Origin of the sequence: Klebsiella sp. CB_Kp196 (genome assembly GCF_040061575.1) — a bacterium.
Classification (GTDB): domain Bacteria; phylum Pseudomonadota; class Gammaproteobacteria; order Enterobacterales; family Enterobacteriaceae; genus Klebsiella; species Klebsiella michiganensis.
Map to the genome: position 1 here is coordinate 68,006 of NZ_JBEAFH010000004.1, position 17,703 is coordinate 85,708.

Genomic DNA, 17,703 nt, shown 5'->3' on the forward strand with positions numbered 1-17,703 from the left:
GAATGTTTTGTGATCTGATTAACAATAAATTTACAGTTATGTTTTTTATTTGTTGTTAATCAATTAGATAATTAATTTTATTGTACCTTCTGGTACTTTTCAGAGGCAGAAACCGGTTGCCTTCATAAGGAATTAGCGCTAATTATTAACTTATTAACAGATTGGGGATTTATTTCAGAGGTATGTGATGCATGATTCGTTAACTATCGCGCTGCTGCAGGCGCGGGAAGCGGCGATGGCCCACTTTCGGCCCATCGTTAAACGCCACAATCTGACCGAGCAGCAGTGGCGTATCGTGCGTATCCTCGCCGAAAATCCGTCGATGGATTTTCACGATCTGGCCTTTCGCGCCTGTATTTTACGTCCGAGCCTGACCGGTATTCTGACCCGCATGGAGCGCGACGGCCTGGTGCTGCGTTTAAAACCGGTTAACGATCAGCGCAAGCTGTACGTTTCGCTGACGCCTGCGGGCCTGAAGCTGTATGAAAGCGCCCAGGCCCAGGTCGAAGAAGCCTATCGCCAGATAGAAGCCCAATTTACCGTCGAAAAAATGCGTCAGCTTACCGCGCTGCTGGAGGAGTTTATCGCCCTGGGGAATGGGGTGGGTGGAGAGGAAGAGGCGTAATTTTCCTTCCGTGAAGCTAGAAATATTTCCCCGGTCGCGCTGTGCTTACCGGGGCTACGGGCCGGTGCCATCCCGTAGCCCGGATAAGGCGCCAGCCGCCATCCGGGGAATTCCCGGCCGGTCAGAACAGGGTATCGAGCTCTTCCAGCACGTTATACTGCTCGTCCACCAGCAGCAGGGTTTTCCATTTATCAAACGTCAGGCACGGATGCGAGGTGCCGAACACCAGAATATCGCCAACCTGCACGTCGCTGCCCGGCGCGAGGCGCAGCATACAGTGCTGATCCATAATCCCCACGCTCTCGATCCCCGCCGCAGACAGCTGCGCGCCGTTGCGATAGCGAGCGATCGGCTGCGGCAGTCCGGCGTCGAAGGCGCAGTCGCGTTTGCCGAAGTTGACCACCGCGCGATCCGCTTCCGGCACCGACTGGACCATCGCCATCAGCTCCAGCGCCGAGGTTAAATCACCGCCCAGATCGCAGGCGATCGGATCGCGCGCCGCCAGCGCTTTCTGCGCGATATCGTAGATCCCCCGATCGTGGGTGATATAGCAGCCGGGGCGGATAACGATCCGGCACCGCGCCGGTTTCTTCGCCGCCAGCCAGATATTGCACACCACGTCATACCAGACGGTACCGGCGCCGGTCAGCACAAACTCCCCCTCAACCAGATGCGCCATCCGGCAGGCCAAATCGGCGGCCTGGTGCAGCAGAGCTTCCACCTGCGGCTGCGGATCGTCGCCGTGCAACACCCCTTCATACAGCTCAAGTCCGCGCAGCTTAAGGCCCGGAAGGTCCGCGACGGCCTCCGCCAGGGCCTGCGCATCCTCAACGCTGCGGCAGCCGCAGCGCCCGCCGGCCACGCCCAGTTCAATCAGCACGTCCAGCGTTTGCCGCCGTTCGCTGAAAAAGGCCGACAGCGCGCGGGCGTTGGCGAGGCTATCGATGCAGCAGATAAACTCCGCCGCCCGGTAATGCGCCTTCAGGCGCGATACCGCCTGCATATTCGCCCTGCCGACCAGCTGATTGACCATCAGAACGCGCTCAACGCCGCTGGCCATCGCCGCGCTGGCCTGCCAGGCGCTGCCCACGCCGATTCCCCATGCGCCCGCCCGCTGCTGGGCCTGAAAAATCCACGGCGTCATCGTTGTTTTACCGTGCGGCGCCAGCGAGACGCCGCGCGCGTCGGCGTAGCGCTGCATCCAGGCGATGTTATTTTCCAGCGCCGTTTTTTTCAGCAGCGCGGCGGGGAGGCAGACCTCCTCCGCCAGCAGATTTGCCGGAGCGGCCATCACGGCGGCTTTGTGCGGAATAAGCGTATCGGAGTGGTATTTCATAACACTATCCTTTTAGGGTTTATGCTCGGAATAAAGCTGAGTATCAATTTTAATTAATTGAAAAATATAAATTTAATATGTGATTTTTATTGTTTGTGAATAAAAGTATCGCAATTTGATCTGGTTTTTGCGTAGTTTTCCACTGTTTTTCCGCCTTGTAAATGGTTAACTTGTCGACAGAGTTGAAAGGGAGTCATTGCGATGAAAGTTAACTGGCTTTTCAAAAACGTCACGGTCATTGACGGCAGCGGCGGACCGCAGTTTCGCGGCGACGTGGCGGTGAAGGGCGATCGGATTGTAGATATGGCCCCGGCGCTGAACCTGCCGGCGGAGCAGGTGATTGACGGGCAGGGGCGCGTGCTGGCGCCCGGGTTTATCGATGTGCATACCCATGACGACATCAACGTCATTCGTATGCCAGCCTATTTGCCCAAGCTGAGTCAGGGGGTGACGACGGTGATTGTCGGCAACTGCGGGATCAGCGCGGCGACGGCGACCCTGCGCGACGGCGTGCCTGACCCGATGAACTTGCTGGGCGAGCAGGAGCACTTTGTTTACCCCACCGTTGACGCTTACGCCCAGGCGGTGGAGGCGGCGAAGCCGTCATTGAACGTCGGCACGCTGATTGGCCATACCGCGCTGCGCAATAACCATATGGACGATCTGTTCCGTCCGGCGACGGACACCGAGATCGCCGGAATGCGGGTGCAGCTGCGCGACGCGCTGCGCCAGGGGGCGCTGGGTCTGAGCAGCGGGCTAGCCTACGCCAGCGCGTTTCAGTCCACCACCGAAGAGGTGATGGCGCTGGCCGAGGAGCTGGCGGCGGAGGGGGGAATTTATACCACCCACCTGCGTTCTGAGTTCGAGCCGATTCTGGAGGCGCTCGACGAGGCGTTCCGCATTGGCCGCCACGGCAACGTGCCGGTGGTGGTCTCGCATCATAAGTGCGCCGGCGCGAAAAACTGGGGCCGCACCCGCGAGACGCTGGCCTTCTTCGATGAGATGCGCCAGCGCCAGGAGATTGCCTGCGACTGCTATCCCTACTCCGCCAGCTCATCGACGCTGGATATGAAGCAGGTGACCGATGAGTTCGATATCGTCATCACCTGGTCGGAAGCGCAGCCCGAGCAGGCCGGGAAAACCCTGCGGCAGATTGCCGACGGCTGGCAGGTTAGCCTGCACGAGGCGGCGGCGCGGCTGAGGCCCGCAGGCGCCATCTACTACAACATGGACGAGCAGGACGTGCGGCGGGTGCTGCGTTACCCGGTGACCATGATCGGCTCCGACGGTCTGCCGAACGACCCGATGCCGCATCCGCGGCTGTGGGGCGCGTTCCCGCGAGTCCTGGGCCACTACTGCCGCGATGAACGGCTGTTTCCGCTGACCACAGCTATCCACAAAATGACCGGGCTGTCGGCGGCGCGTTTCCAGCTGGCGGATCGTGGGTTGGTGAAAGTGGGCTACTTTGCCGATCTGGTGCTGTTCGATCCGCAGACGGTGCGCGATGTCGCCAGCTTCTCCGACCCGAAACAACCGGCGGAGGGGATCGAGGCGGTGATGGTCAACGGCGTGATGAGCTACGGCAGCGACAAAAAGATTATCGGGCGCGCGGGGCGTTTCCTGCGCCGCCAAATGAACTAAGGAGTGCAAAATGAGTATTAAACGTTATGGCGTAGAAGGCGGTACCGGCACCGGCGGGCAGCATCTGCCGTTCGCGCGCGCGGTGGAGGCGGGGGGCTGGCTGTACGTTTCCGGCCAGACGCCGATGAAGGACGGTGAAGTGGTGGAAGGCGGAATTGTCGACCAGGCGCGTCTGGCGATTCAGAACTGCGTGGATATCATGACCGAAGCGGGCTACACCCTGGCCGACGTGGTGCACGTCAAGGTGATCCTCACCGATGCGCGCTATTTCCAGTCTTTCAATAAAGTGTTCCGCGAGTTCTTTGGCGACAACCCGCCCGCCCGTATCTGCTGCGTCGCGGACCTGGTGGTGGATTGTAAAGTCGAAGTAGATGTGACCTGTTATAACGCGGCTCGCGTGTAAATCCGAGCGCGAAAAATGGCATCCCCTCCGCCCGGAGGGGAATAAGAAAAAATGTGATATTGGCGCCAGACTGAATAAACAGAATGACGCCAGCGGTGTCTCTTTGCCTTTTTTCAGGCATTGTTTCTATCAACTTATAATATTCAGCAGTACGAGTATTATTTATTACGTCTGGATGTGAGCAATGAATAATATGTCATTTCTGATTTGGTTTTCGATTTATGCCTGCGCGATGATTACGTTAGGTTGGTATGTATCGCGTAAGCAAAAAACCGGCGAAGATTTTTTACTGGGTGGTCGTTCACTGCCGATGATTCTGACTCTGGGATCAACCGTCGGTACCATGGTGGGCACCGGCTCCAGCGTCGGTGCCGTCGGGTTTGGCTACACTAACGGCTGGGCGGGGATGCTATATGGCCTTGGCGGTGCGATCGGTATCCTGCTGGTGGCGTGGCTATTTGCGCCGGTGCGTAAATTTCGCTTCATGACCATGAGCGAAGAAATGTCTTATTACACCGGCGGCAGTAAGATTATTAAAAACCTGGTCGCTATTCTTATTTTTATTGCCTCTATCGGGTGGCTCGGTGCGCATATTTTAGGTGGCGGTCTGTATCTCGCTTGGGCCAGCGGTATCGATATTAATATGGCCAAAATTATTATTGCGCTGGCCTTTGTGGTGTATGTCGGTATCGGCGGTTACTCTGCGGTCGTCTGGATCGATACTATTCAGTCGATTGTTCTGTTCGTCGGTTTTATCCTGATGGCGATTCTGGCGGTACATCACGTCGGCGGCTGGAGCCATATTCAGCAGACGGTTGATCCGGCGGCACAAAGTTTATTTGCCGTTGATAAGCTGGGCATACTCCCCGCGTTCTCCCTGGCGATGGTGATTGGCGTCGGCGTGCTGGCGACACCTTCTTATCGCCAGCGAATCTATTCGGCGAAGACCGTCTCCTCGGTACGTCAGTCCTTCACCATCACGGGTCTGCTGTATCTCGGCTTCTCCTTCCTGCCGGCGATTATCGGTATGGCGGTGTGGACAATGAATGCCAATCTGGAAAATAGCGGTTTCGCCTTCTTGTTTGCCACGCAGGTGCTGCCACCGGTACTGGCGATGGCGATTCTGATTGCCGGCATGTCGGCCAATATGTCTTCAGGTAGCTCTGATGCCATTGCTGCGGTCTCTATTATGCTTCGCGACCTCTATACCCTGACGACAGGACATATGCCTGCGCCGGAAAAAGCGATTCGCCTGTCCCGGATGTTCCTCGTGCTGGTTATCGCCCTGGCGCTGCTGTTCGCACTGACCTCCAACGACATCATCAGCTATATCACCAAAATGATCTCGATGATCATGTCGGGGATGTTTATCTGTACCATGCTTGGCCGCTTCTGGATTCGCTTTAACTGGCAGGGCGCGGTTGCCGCGCTGGCCGGTGGGGCAGGAGCCTCGGTAGTGGTGCTGATGGACAGCGACTGGCTGGCTTTCTGGGGCAATCCGTGTATTCCATCGGTCCTGACCAGCCTGGTCGCCTCTGTGCTGGTGACGTTGGTGACGCCGGCCAGCAGCATGAGCCGTGAAGAAGCGCTTGAGACGATCACCCGCGAACGTGAAAGTCGACCCTCTGCGCCGCCGCTACCCATTGGCAAACGCAATACGTCGCGGGGCTAAGCAGATGGGAATCAAAAACTATATTGCCGTCGACTGGGGCTCTACCCAGCTGCGCGGCTGGCTGATTCGCAACGGCCAGTGCGTCGGAACGAAGCAGCTGCCGCTGGGCATCACCCGCCTGAACGGACGATCGCCCGCTGACGTATTCGCGGAGCATGTGGCCCCCTGGCGCGGCGCCGAAATGCTGCCGGTGCTGATGGCCGGGATGATCGGCAGCGATGCGGGCTGGCAAGCGGTGCCGTATGTGGCCTGCCCGGCGGCGATCGACGCGCCGGGGCAGCAGCGATGCGCCGTGGCTGAAGGCGTGTGGATTATTCCCGGGCTCAAGATTGCCCGGGACGGGGAGTTCAACGTGATGCGCGGCGAAGAGACGCAGCTGCTGGGGGCTATGGAGCTGGCGCCAGCGGAGTGCTACGTGCTGCCGGGCACCCACTGCAAATGGGTACAGGTGACGGACGGCATGGTGCGTCATTTTGCCACGGCGATGACCGGCGAACTGCACCATCTGCTGATGACGCAATCGCTGATCGGCAAAGGGCTGCCGGCCCAGCAGGCGGACGAGGCGGCGTTTGAACAGGGGCTGGAAAAAGGGCTGGCGCAGCCGTCGCTGATTAGCGAACTGTTTGTTGCCAGAGCTGCCCGGGTACTCGGGGCGCTGGCGGCAACCTCGGTCAGCGACTATCTCTCCGGGCTGCTGATTGGCGCGGAGGTGGCGACCCTCGGGCAGCGTTACCGTACCTCCGGCGTCACGCTGGTTGGCGACCCGGCGCTGAATGCCCGCTACAGCCGGGCGATGAGGGCGCGCGGAATGACGGTTAACAGCTGTAACGGCGATGAGGCGCTGCTGGGCGGCATGGCGAGGATAATGCATGGACAAGATTAAACTGGTAGCGATTTTACGCGGTATTCGCCCCGCTGAGGCGGCGGAGCATATTGAGACGCTGATAAAGGCGGGATTTCGCTATATCGAAATTCCGCTCAATTCACCGGACTGGCAGCAGAGCATTCCGCAGATGGCCGCGCGCTTCGGCGAGCAGGCGGTGATTGGCGCGGGAACGGTGCTTAAGGTGGAGCAGGTCGATTTTCTGGCCGATGCCGGGGCGAAGCTTATCGTGACGCCGAATACTCAGCCGGCGACCATCCGCCGGGCGGTGGCGCGCGGAATGCGGGTCTGCGCAGGATGCGCTACCGCGACCGAGGCGTTTAGCGCGCTGGACGCCGGGGCGCAGTGGCTGAAGATTTTCCCGTCTTCCACCTTCGGCCCGGACTATATTCGGGCGCTGAAAGCGGTGCTGCCGCCGGAGGTGCCGGTGCTGGCGGTCGGCGGCGTGACGCCGGAGAATCTGGAGAGCTGGGTCGAGGCGGGATGCGCCGGCGCCGGTCTGGGAAGCGATCTGTATCGCGCCGGGCAGGCCGTGGAGCGTACCCGTCAGCAGGCGGAGAGGTTTATCGCCGCCGCCCGCAGCGGTTAATCGCCCAGCGGCTGCCTGTCGACGCCGCCGCGATGGCTGTCGAGCGCCAGCTTAATCCGGCGCAGCCTGCCCTTTGCCTGGGTTTTGTTGGCCATCGCCAGTTCGGTGGCCAGCACGTCAACCATCGCCAGCATCGCATAGCGTGAAGTGCTGGGCTTGAAGATATAGTCGTTTTCGCGCACCAGCAGCGGCAGCACCAGATCCGCCTGCTCCGCCAGCGGCGTTCCGGCGGGGGTGATGGCAATGACCTTTGCGCCGTACTGCCTGGCAATCGCCGCGCTCTCAATAATTTCCTGGGTATAGCCGCCCAGCGACAGCACGATAACCACATCCTTTGGCGTCACCGCCGAGCTCATCATGCGCACCAGCAGGCCGTCGTTCTGGCTGACCACCGGCAGGCCGAGGCGAAACAGACGGTACTGGATCTCCTGGGCGCAGATGGTGGAGCCGCCGCCCATCCCGAGGGCCAGGATCTGCCGCGCGTCGCTCAGCCAGCTCACCGCGCGCTTCAGCGCTTCAATGTCCAGCGCCCGGCGGTTGGTTTCCAGCACGCCGATGATCGACTCGTAGATCCCCTGCACGCCCTCAAGGTCCGGAACATCGAGGATAAATCGCTGCCCGACCGCCAGGGATTGCGCGAGCTTCATCTTCAGTTCGCGGACGTCTTTGCAGCCGAGCGCCCGGGCAAAGCGGGTGACCGAGGCCTGGCTGGTGTGGGTCAGGCGCGCCATCTCCGCGATGGGCAGCTCCGCCGCCGCCGCGACATCATCGAGAATGAACTGCGCGATGCGTTTTTCGGTCGCCGTGAGTTCCACAAAGCGATCGGTAATGCAGGAAATGATATCGATTGACCAGGACATACGGGTATCAACGGGTAAGTTTTGAATGGTACTTTGTACCATATTCCGCCGCTGAAATCAGCGCCGGAGGCTACAGCGCTAAGCGCATGGCGCAGCGCGTTTCCGGCGGCAGGCCGTGTTCCGTTTCCAGCTCCCTTTTCGCCGCCAGCCCTGCCGGTAGCCTTAGCTCGCTTAACATTGAAAACCCCAGGCGCGTGTAAAACGGCGCGTTCCACGGCACATCGCGGAAGGTGGTGAGCGTGACCGCCGGATACGCCGCCTGGCGGGCTGTCTCTATAACCTGCTCCAGCATCATGCGGCCAACGCCTCGTCCCTGCCACGCCTGATGAACGGCGATCTCCACGATAAACAGCGCATCGTCCAGCGGTTCGCTCAGCAGGAAGCCTATCGGTTGGTCATCGGCCACGGCCAGCAGGCTGTGGTCAGTTTCAAGAAACAGCCGGTGGCGCTCGGGGCTTATCACTTCGCTTTCCGCCAGCCAGGCCAGCGCCGGGATCTGGCGAAAAGCCTGGGCCGCCGAGCGCTCAATGGCGGGCAGAAGAGGGATGTCTCTCTCCTCAGTCAGGCGTAACGTCGCGGCGGCGGTTATAGTGTTAGTTTTCATCACCTCAGCATAGCAGCCTCCGGGAGAAATGTATGGAGCTTACCGCCGTTTCCGCCACCCAGTTCAGCGTCGCGCAGCTGACGACGATCCTTTGCGACTGTTTCGAAGATTACCTGGTTCCCGTCACGCTATCGGTAGAGGTTTTTGTCCAGCGTTTTAGCGCCGAAGGGCTGAGCCTGCTGGATTCCTGCGTCTGGCTGGATGGAGATGTCCCCGCGGCGATGGCGGTCGTCGTCCGACGCGGCGATGAAGCCAGGCTGGCGGCGTTCGCGGTGCGGCCTGCGTATCGCGGAAAGGGCGTTGGCCGCCGGCTGATGTCGCCGCTTATCGACGCGCTGCGCGAGCAGGGCGTACGGCGGATGTGGCTGGAGGTTATCCGCGACAACCACGCCGCGGTGGCGCTGTATCAATCGCTGGGCTTCGAGGTGCGGCACGGGCTGTGCGGCTATCTGAGCGCGCAGGCCGCGAGCGAGGAGTCATCCGTATTGCAGGAGTATGACGTGCTGGCGCTGACGCGCAGGGCCGGCGCCGAGATTAACGGCCAGCTGCCGTGGCTGATGGACCCGCTCACCTTCAGCACCCTGCCGTGCCGGGCGCTGAGCCTACATCAACAGGCTTTCGCCGTGCTGGCGACCTTAACCAGCAGGCCGCAGCTGCAGTTTTTATGGGTCGATCCCGCCGCCCGCGGGCGCGGGCTGGGACGGGAAATGCTGATGGAGCTCGCCAAACGCTTTCCGGGGCTCGGGACCTCGGTGACCATCCCGGAGCGCTTTACGCCGCTGTTTCACGCCGCCGGCTATACGCCCATGGCATTAAAACAGTATGAAATGAGCGCAACGTTGAGCGCCCCGCCGCCAGCAGGGCGTTGAGATTCAGCCGTTACGCGGGTCGCTAATCGGCTGACGAACCATGAAAATATAGGCCAGCGCGCCGAGGGCGGTCACGCAGCCGCAGATAATCAGCGCCAGCTGGAATGAGTGGGTGGTATCGACGATAAACCCGGTCACCACCGGCGCGAAGGAGGCGCAGATAAAGCTGGCGAAGTTCTGGATGCTGCCGACGGACGCGGTCATTCTCGAGGCCACCGCGACGTGAATCAACCCCCAGCAGGAGGTGCCGGCAAAGTGGATGCAGAACAGCGCCATACCGATTAACAGCACCGCGGCGATAGAGGTAGTGGCCTGCGGCACAATTAACGTAAACGCGGCGGAGCAGAACATCCCGGCAATAATGCAAATTTTACGGCTTTTGATCGGCGCCATGCCGCCTTTAACCAGCCAGTCGGTGACGTAGCCGTTGATAAGCATACCGGCGGCGCCGAACAGGAACGGAATGGCGGCCATAAAACCGGTACTTTTCAGATCGAGGCTATACGCCGTTTGCAGGTAGCCCGGCAGCCAGGCCAGATACAGCCACGCGGTATAGTTGATGCCGCTGAAGCCCAGCATCATTCCCCACATGGTTTTGTTTTTAAACAGGCTGCGCCATTCGGAAAAGCTCAGCGGGTCGCGGCGAACGTTGACGCTTCCGGCGTTAAGGTAGGCCTGCTCATCGGCGGTGAGAGAGATATCTTCCCGGTTGCGATAGAGCATATACCAGCCGATAGCGACGAAGATCCCCAGCACGCCGATGGTGATAAACATCCCGCGCCAGCCCATCATCAGCATCATGGCGGCAAGGATAGGCGGGCTGATCGCGACGCCAATCGTCGAGGCGGCGTTAAAGAAGCCCATCGGGCGGCCGCGCTCTTTGATATTAAACCAGTCGTTGATCACCTTGACGCCGCAGGGGTTCATCGGCGCTTCGCCGATCCCCATGCCGATACGCACCAGCACGAACTGGGTAAAGCTGTGCACCATCCCCGAGACCGCCTGAAACAGCGACCAGAAAAACATCCCCAGCCCCAGCATGATGCGCGGACCTTTACGGTCCAGCAGCGGCCCGCAGGGGAGCTGGGCGATGCCGTAGGCCAGCGAGAAAACGGACAGCAGCGCCCCGATTTCGGTGGCGCTGAGCCCCAGCTCCTCGCGAATCGTTAAGTTCGCGACGGACAATGAACTTCTGTCGAGGTAATTAATCACCGCCGCCAGAAATAACAGGATCATTGCCGTTGTCTGAATTTTTTTAATGCGAGTACTACGCGTTAACGTATTATCTAACGGAACAGTCATCGTCTCCGCCTTTCCTTTATCAAAGGTTGTCTGCGGGTCGATAGTGATATTTCGTGATTCCACGCCTGACTCCTGGTTATTCTATTTGAACGACAAGTGACATCGAATGGTTTAAACCCCACCCACCTATTTCACAGTAAAGTAAGTCGACTTGTTTTCAGCATAAATAACCTTTTTTCTGGCGCTGGTTTATGTTTTGAGATCTGTGCTGCTGATTATCATTTTCTGTTTTTAATCGGTACTTAATAAGCCAGGGATTCGCTCTGCCTGAGCGAGTTAATCATTGATTGCTTCGCCGAGTTCAGGTGGTTACGCAGCGCCAGGTTGGCGTCCAGATCGCTGCGGCAGATGAGCGCGCTCAGGATAGTCATATGTTCATCAATGGCGATGATATTGCGCTGTTTAAGGTCGCTCTCATCCCACTGATAGTGAAAGTGAAAAATCACGGAAATAATCTCAAGTGATTGATTAAAAAATATATTCTCAGCCGCGGACAGGAGCAGAGAATGAAAGTCGCGATCGAGCTGGGAAAACATACGAAAGCTGTCGCCGATGCTGTCACGCAGGGCGCGATGGCGCTCAAGCAGGGTTTTCGCCTGCAGCCAGCGGGCGTCGTTGTCCGGGAGGTTGAGGAAGTGCTGTAGCGCGTGGGTTTCCAGCATTTCCCGCAGTTCGAACAGCTGCTCGGCCCAGGATTGCTCAAACTTCTTCATATTCCACTGGCCGCGCTTTTCGCTTTCAATCAGGTTGTAGCGGCTGAATTTCAACAAAAACTCCCTGACCACGACCGGGCTGACGCCGGCAGCACGCGCCAGCTGTAGCTCGGAAAATATCTCTCCGGCGCGCAGCTGGCGCTGGTTAATCATGGTGTAAAACGCCTGCTCGAAGAGACGGTTCTGTTCGGCCAGCGAGGCGCTGGAGCCATCGAAGCCGTCCTGCATCTCCGGCTGGCGAAGGATCTGGTAGTCCTGACCGCTCTGGCGCAGCACGCCGCGCTCGCACAGGTGGCTGAGGATATGGCGCACGGTGGTGCGGCTGATGTTGTACATCTCCGCCAGCGCGCTTTGTGAGGGCAGCGGCGACGGAAGAAAGCCGCGCGCCATATCGTTAATGACCTGGTTAATGACGTTGTGACGAAGATTTTGCGAGCGGCTCATTATGCATCTCCATTTTTTTAGCTATTAAAGCCGGATTTAAAACAGTTTTGTGCGTGAGATTTCACAGTTTTTGCAATGAATTTATTCTCACCTCTGTTTTTCATCGATATCTAAACAAACAAATACGGAGGAAATTATTATGACGTCGATGAATACATTAGTGTGTCAGGAACCCAAAATATTGCGCTGGGAAAAACGCCAGATTCCCATTCCCGGCGATGATGAAGTACTTATTAAAATAAAAACGGTGGGGATTTGTGGTACGGATATTCATGCCTGGGGAGGGAATCAACCTTTTTTTAGCTATCCGCGCGTACTCGGTCATGAAATATGCGGTGAGATTATCGGTCTGGGTAAAAATATTCTTAATCTGAAAAGCGGACAGCAGGTTGCCGTCATACCCTACGTCGCCTGCGGTCAGTGTCCGGCCTGCCTGAGCGGCCGGACAAACTGCTGCGAGAAAATTTCCGTGATCGGCGTACATCGGGACGGCGGGTTTAGCGAGTACCTCTGCGTGCCGGTAAAAAATCTGCTGGTGGTGGATGACGTCGAGCCGGAAGCCGCGGCGCTGATTGAGCCTTTTGCCATCAGCGCCCACGCGGTGCGTCGCGCCGCTATCCAGCCGGGAGAGCAGGTGCTGGTGGTCGGCGCGGGCCCCATTGGTCTCGGGGCGGCGGCGATCGCCAAAGCCGACGGGGCGCAGGTGGTGGTGGCGGATACCAGCCCGGCGCGGCGCGACCACGTGGCGCAGCACCTTGGTCTGGCCACGCTCGACCCTTCCGACCCGCAGTTCACCGAACGGCTGTGTGCCGCGTTTGGTGGTTCGCTGGCGCAGAAGGTGATCGACGCCACGGGGAATCAGCAGGCGATGAACAATACGGTGAATTTAATCCGCCACGGCGGCAGCATCATCTTTGTTGGCCTGTTTAAAGGTGAGCTGCAGATCCCGGACCCGGAGTTTCATAAGAAAGAGACGACCATGATGGGCAGCCGTAATGCGACGGAAGAGGATTTTGCCAAAGTCGGGCGGCTGATGGCCGAGGGGAAAGTGACCGCCGGGATGATGCTGACCCACCGCTACGATTTCAGGTCGCTGGCTGAGATTTACGAAAACGACGTGATTAACAATCGCCAGCTTATCAAAGGCGTCATTCATTTTTAGCAGGAAAGGCTATGAAATCGTTAAACAGAAAAGATTTTCCCGGGCCGCGGTACCCGACGCGCGTGATTCAGTTCGGCGAAGGCAACTTCCTGCGGGCGTTTATCGACTGGCAGCTGGACCTGCTGAATGAGCAAACCGATCTGGCGGCAGGCGTGACCATCATTCGCCCGATCAACACCGAGTTTCCGCCGTCGCTTAATATCCAGGACGGACTCTACACCACGGCGATCCGCGGGCTGGACGAACGCGGCGAGGCGGTGAGCGAGGCGCGGATTATTCGATCGGTGAATAACGAGATCAACCCGTGGCAGGATTTTGCCGGCTATCTGGCGCTGGCTCGTAATCCGGCGATCGCGTTCGTATTTTCAAATACCACCGAAGCGGGCATCAGCTATCACGCCGGAGACCGGCCTGACGATAAGCCGCCGGTCAGCTTTCCGGCGAAGCTGACCCAGTTGCTGTTCGAACGGTTCCGCCATTTCAACGGCGCAGCGGATAAGGGATGGACGATGATTCCGTGTGAGCTGATCGACTACAACGGCGAAGCGCTGAAGGCGCTGGTGCTGCGCTATGCCGAAGAGTGGCAATTGCCCGCGGCTTTTCGCGACTGGGTTGAGACCGCCAATACGTTTTGTTCAACGCTGGTTGATCGCATCGTCACCGGCTACCCGCGCGAGGAAGCGGAAAAGCTCGAAGCGGAGCTGGGCTACCATGATGCTTTCCTGGATACCGCCGAATACTTCTGGCTGTTCGTTATCCAGGGGCCGCAGGCGCTGGCGAAGACGCTGCGGCTCGAACGTTACCCGCTCAATATCCGTCTCGTAGAGGATATCCGGCCCTATAAAGAGCGCAAAGTCGCCATTCTTAACGGCGCGCACACCGCGCTGGTGCCGGTGGCGTGGCTGTGCGGCGTCGATACCGTTGGCGAAGCGATGCAGGACGAAGCCATTCGCCATTATGTGCAGCAAACTATCGACGAGGAGATTATTCCGGCGCTGGATTTACCGGCCGATGAGCTGAGGCAGTTTGCCGATGCCGTGACCGGGCGCTTTCTTAATCCCTGGATTCGCCATCAGCTGCTCTCTATCGCCCTGAACGGCATGACCAAATTTCGCACCCGGATCCTGCCGCAGCTGCTGACGCATATCCGCCAGCACGGCGCAATCCCGCCGCGGCTAACGTTCGCCCTGGCGGCGCTCATCGCCTTCTATCGCGGGCAGCGCGACGGGCAGGCGTATCCGCTGCAGGATGATGATGTCTGGCTAAGCCGTTTTGCCGCAGGATGGGCGCAGGTGGCGCAAGGCCGCCCGCTGCATGAACTGGTCACCGAAGTCCTGCAGGATACCGGGCACTGGGGTGAAGATCTGACGGCAATACCGGGGCTTGCCGAACAGGTCACGCGGTATCTGGAAGTCATTTTGAGCGCGGGGATGCGGGAGGCCCTGAGGCGGCTGTAGTCGGTTTGTTGTGCGGCGCCCGCGGATTTGGGCGCCGTTTTTTTTGTGCTCTGAACCGCAAAAAATAAATTAAGCGCCAACGGTTGGTGGATTTCCCGCATCATAAGAGCCTATCCCATTAGGGCTATTTTGCTTGCCATTTTGAACCTGGGCAGTGCTCAGACAAAACTCGCAGAGTTTTGAACGCCCTCAGGGCGGCCTGGAGGGGGAGCGTAGCGAATAATCCTCACGTACTACGTGTACGCTCCGGTTCTTCCGCGCTGGCCGTGTTCAAACTGCCTGCGCCAATAACGCCTACTGGAAGAGGCTCTAAGTACCTATGATGGCATTGATGGGGGATGCGATGCGTAAAACGGAACTGTTGGCTTTTCTGCAAAATCAGACCGATTTTTTTGATCCGGATAACCTGAGCGAGGTCTTCACCGCCGGCTACCTGGCCCGGCGTTTTGCGATGCAAAGAAACACCGCCAGCCACTATCTGAATCAGCTGGTGGCCCAGGATGTGCTGGTGAAGATTAATACCCGTCCGGTCTATTTCCTGCATAAGGCCGCCTTCTGCCAGCAGTTTTTCCCCCTTTCCCGCAGCGAGTACGCCAGTATGGCGGAGCTGCTCGCGGAGAGCGACCGGCAGCCGGAACAGGCGGATCATTTTTCATTGCTTACCGGCCATGACGGTAGCCTGCGCAAGCCTATCGAACAGATGAAAACCGCGCTGTTTTATCCCAACGGCGGGCTGCCGCTGCTGATCGTCGGCGACAGCGGAACCGGCAAAAGCTATATGGCGGAGCTGATGCACGAGTTTGCTATCGCCCAGGGACTGCTGGCGCCCGATGCGCCCTTTGTCTGCTTCAACTGCGCCCAGTACGCCAGCAACCCGGAGCTGCTGGCCGCCAACCTGTTTGGCTACGTCAAAGGCGCGTTTACCGGCGCGCAGGGCGATAAGGCCGGGGCGTTTGAAGCGGCAAACGGCGGCGTGCTGTTTCTCGATGAAGTCCACCGCCTCGATGCGCAGGGCCAGGAGAAGCTCTTCACCTGGCTGGACCGCAAAGAGATCTATCGGGTGGGAGAGACGGCGCAGGGGATGCCGATTTCGCTGCGGCTGGTGTTTGCCACCACCGAAGATATTCACAGCACGTTTCTGACCACCTTTATTCGTCGTATCCCGATCCTCATTAGCCTGCCTGATTTACAAAACCGCAGCCGCGGCGAGAAAGAAGCGTTAACGCTGCAGTTTTTCTGGCAGGAGGCCCGCACGCTGTCCGCCCGGCTGCAGCTGACGCCCCGGCTTTTACAGGTGCTGACGCACTACGTTTATCGCGGCAACGTCGGTGAGCTGAAGAATGTCGTCAAGTACGCCGTCGCGTCGGCGTGGGCCAGGTCTCCGGGCAGCGAGAGGCTAAACGTCACGCTGCACGATCTGCCGGAAAATATCATGGCCGCGACGCCGGCGCTTAGCGAACCGATGGGCCAGCAGGAGCCGCTGCTTATTGAACCGCAGACCAGCCTGGTCTGGCTGCTGCGCGCGCGCGACCCGGTTCAGGGGCTGATCTATGATGCTCAGTGCCGCGTTCTCGCGCTGTATGAGGCGGTGCTGAGTAAAAAAACGGTCTGGGAAGAGGCGCAAAAAAGCATGGGCGAGGAAATGGAAACCCTCTTCGATCGGCTGATTTTCGATAATCATGATGCCAACAGCTCGCATCTGCTGCTGCTGATAACCCATCAGGTGCGGGAGGAGTTTTATCGCCTTGAAAAGCGCTTCAATATTCAGTTTAACGGCAACTGTATCTACGCCCTGAGCCACTACCTGATTCATCGTTCTCGCCAGGCGCAGTCGACGATGAGCAATGAGAAAAGCCGCCAGCTGGAGGATTTCCTGGCGCAGAAATACCCGCTGCTGTATCGCTTTTGTGAAGAGATCCTCGCCGCGCTGGCGCTGAAGCTGGATATTGAACCCCGACGCATTGACCTGCTGCTGCTGGTGCTGTGGTTACAGAAAAATGGCGCCATTAGCCAGCAGCAGGTGATCCGGGCAGTTATCCTCGCCCACGGTTACGCCACCGCCAGCAGCATCGCCAACGTGGCGAATCGGTTGCTGAAAAGCCAGCTGTTTGAGTCATTCGATATGCCGCTCGACGTGACGCCGGAGGCTATCGCCGATCAGGTGATGGCCTGGATTGAGAGCCACGCGCTGGCCTCCGGGCTGATCATCCTGGTCGACATGGGATCGCTGAACGCCATTCACAGCCACTTCAACCGCCGGCTGTCCACGCCGATGGCGATTATTAATAACGTCTCGACCGGGATGGCGATGTACGTCGGGGAGCGGGTTTTGCAGGGCGATATGCTGGAAGATATCGTCCGGGAGATAGGCAATGACCTCGCGGTTGAGCATCAGCTCTATTACCCGCAAACGGACAAACCGCGGGCGATTCTTACAACCTGCGCCACCGGTCTGGGGGCGGCGGCGAATCTGTCGGCGCTGTTAAAAGCCAGCATTCCTGAGACGCTCGGCATCGATATTGTGGCATGCGATGTGGAAACCCTCGCCGATCCCGCGCGGCGGGCGCCGATGCTCAGCCGCTATGAGGTGCTGGCGATCGTCGGCACCCTCGATCCGCATCTCGCCGATCTGCCGTGGATCTCGCTGGATTCGCTGATTTCCGGCGAAGGAAGCCGCCCGCTGATGCGTATCTTCGGCGAACTGGCCTCCGCTGAGCAGGTCAGCGAGATCAATAACCTGATCCTGAAAAATTTCTCGCTGCGCCGGGTGATCGAGTCGGTGACGATCCTCGATACCGGTAAAGTGATCAATCAGGTCGAGCAGTTTTTACTGCGCTATGAGCATCTGGCCGGCTGCGATGTGCCTAACGATCGCAAGGTGGCGCTGTACGTGCATATCAGCTGTCTGATAGAACGCCTGATCCGTAACGCTTCGCCATCCCATTATTCCGGCAAACAGTGTCCGGAGAGCGAGCTGGTTATTCTGCGCGAGGCCTTTAGTGTCATTGAGAACGGATATAGTGTCAAAATCCCCGCCGTTGAGCTGTATTACATTCACGATATCCTGACGCGAGAAACGGAATTTATTCAGGAAGATCAAGAGTTTTAAGACTCTTCATCGGTTCGTCCTTGCGCTAACCGGC

General features: G+C 58.6%; 15 protein-coding genes. 10 read left to right on the forward strand and 5 right to left on the reverse strand.

The annotated features are described in order from the left end of the window. Window positions 1–187 precede the first annotated feature (187 nt). A complete protein-coding gene (gene hpaR / locus ABLU87_RS02750) occupies window positions 188–625 on the forward strand; it encodes a homoprotocatechuate degradation operon regulator HpaR (protein ID WP_014227790.1) in 438 nt (145 codons plus the stop codon). Window positions 626–746: 121 nt separating this feature from the next. Here the strand turns inward: hpaR and ABLU87_RS02755 are convergent, their stop codons facing one another. Beyond that, complete coding sequence (locus ABLU87_RS02755; RefSeq protein WP_014227791.1) at window positions 747–1,961, reverse strand: amino acid deaminase; 1,215 nt, start codon at window positions 1,959–1,961, stop codon at window positions 747–749. Window positions 1,962–2,162: 201 nt separating this feature from the next. Here ABLU87_RS02755 and ABLU87_RS02760 point away from each other — a divergent pair, with 201 nt between their 5' ends. From ABLU87_RS02760 to ABLU87_RS02780, 5 genes are all read left to right on the forward strand, one after another. Then, window positions 2,163–3,602, forward strand: coding sequence for a D-aminoacylase (locus tag ABLU87_RS02760; protein ID WP_122117444.1), 1,440 nt, complete (start codon window positions 2,163–2,165; stop codon window positions 3,600–3,602). Between the two features lie 10 nt (window positions 3,603–3,612). After that, entirely contained in the window at window positions 3,613–4,005 is a 393-nt protein-coding gene (locus ABLU87_RS02765) for a RidA family protein (protein WP_004098320.1), read from the forward strand. A 184-nt stretch (window positions 4,006–4,189) separates the two neighbouring features. After that, window positions 4,190–5,677, forward strand: a complete 1,488-nt coding sequence (locus ABLU87_RS02770; RefSeq protein ID WP_064406246.1) for a sodium:solute symporter family protein — start codon at window positions 4,190–4,192, stop codon at window positions 5,675–5,677. 10 nt (window positions 5,678–5,687) lie between these two features. Then, on the forward strand, window positions 5,688–6,560 hold the full coding sequence (locus ABLU87_RS02775) for a 2-dehydro-3-deoxygalactonokinase (RefSeq protein ID WP_122117445.1): 873 nt from the start codon (window positions 5,688–5,690) through the stop codon (window positions 6,558–6,560). Continuing rightward, a complete protein-coding gene (locus ABLU87_RS02780; RefSeq protein ID WP_048262633.1) occupies window positions 6,547–7,149 on the forward strand; it encodes a 2-dehydro-3-deoxy-6-phosphogalactonate aldolase in 603 nt (200 codons plus the stop codon). The genes ABLU87_RS02775 and ABLU87_RS02780 overlap by 14 nt, the downstream gene beginning before the upstream one ends. Here ABLU87_RS02780 and ABLU87_RS02785 read toward each other — a convergent pair. Both ABLU87_RS02785 and ABLU87_RS02790 read right to left on the reverse strand, forming a co-directional pair. After that, complete coding sequence (locus ABLU87_RS02785; RefSeq protein WP_014227796.1) at window positions 7,146–8,009, reverse strand: MurR/RpiR family transcriptional regulator; 864 nt, start codon at window positions 8,007–8,009, stop codon at window positions 7,146–7,148. The genes ABLU87_RS02780 and ABLU87_RS02785 overlap by 4 nt on opposite strands. Window positions 8,010–8,079: 70 nt before the next feature. Further along, window positions 8,080–8,613 (reverse strand): GNAT family N-acetyltransferase, encoded by a 534-nt coding sequence (locus ABLU87_RS02790; protein WP_029946908.1) that lies wholly within the window; start codon window positions 8,611–8,613, stop codon window positions 8,080–8,082. Window positions 8,614–8,645: 32 nt separating this feature from the next. Here ABLU87_RS02790 and ABLU87_RS02795 point away from each other — a divergent pair, with 32 nt between their 5' ends. Next, window positions 8,646–9,482, forward strand: coding sequence for a GNAT family N-acetyltransferase (locus ABLU87_RS02795; RefSeq protein WP_348865965.1), 837 nt, complete (start codon window positions 8,646–8,648; stop codon window positions 9,480–9,482). 3 nt (window positions 9,483–9,485) lie between these two features. Here the strand turns inward: ABLU87_RS02795 and ABLU87_RS02800 are convergent, their stop codons facing one another. Then, complete coding sequence (locus tag ABLU87_RS02800) at window positions 9,486–10,847, reverse strand: MFS transporter (protein WP_196942124.1); 1,362 nt, start codon at window positions 10,845–10,847, stop codon at window positions 9,486–9,488. A gap of 179 nt (window positions 10,848–11,026) precedes the next feature. Next, window positions 11,027–11,941, reverse strand: coding sequence for a GntR family transcriptional regulator (locus tag ABLU87_RS02805; protein WP_025106886.1), 915 nt, complete (start codon window positions 11,939–11,941; stop codon window positions 11,027–11,029). Between the two features lie 139 nt (window positions 11,942–12,080). On the opposite strand from ABLU87_RS02805, the gene ABLU87_RS02810 reads away from it, so the two are divergent. The 3 genes from ABLU87_RS02810 (at window position 12,081) to ABLU87_RS02820 (ending at window position 17,669) form a co-directional block, all read left to right on the forward strand. Beyond that, window positions 12,081–13,103, forward strand: a complete 1,023-nt coding sequence (locus tag ABLU87_RS02810) for a zinc-binding alcohol dehydrogenase family protein (RefSeq protein WP_025106885.1) — start codon at window positions 12,081–12,083, stop codon at window positions 13,101–13,103. A gap of 11 nt (window positions 13,104–13,114) precedes the next feature. Continuing rightward, window positions 13,115–14,560: a tagaturonate reductase gene (locus tag ABLU87_RS02815; protein ID WP_064375503.1), complete on the forward strand. Its 1,446-nt coding sequence runs from the start codon at window positions 13,115–13,117 to the stop codon at window positions 14,558–14,560. 343 nt (window positions 14,561–14,903) lie between these two features. After that, on the forward strand, window positions 14,904–17,669 hold the full coding sequence (locus ABLU87_RS02820; protein ID WP_049083206.1) for a sigma-54-dependent transcriptional regulator: 2,766 nt from the start codon (window positions 14,904–14,906) through the stop codon (window positions 17,667–17,669). Window positions 17,670–17,703 lie beyond the last annotated feature (34 nt).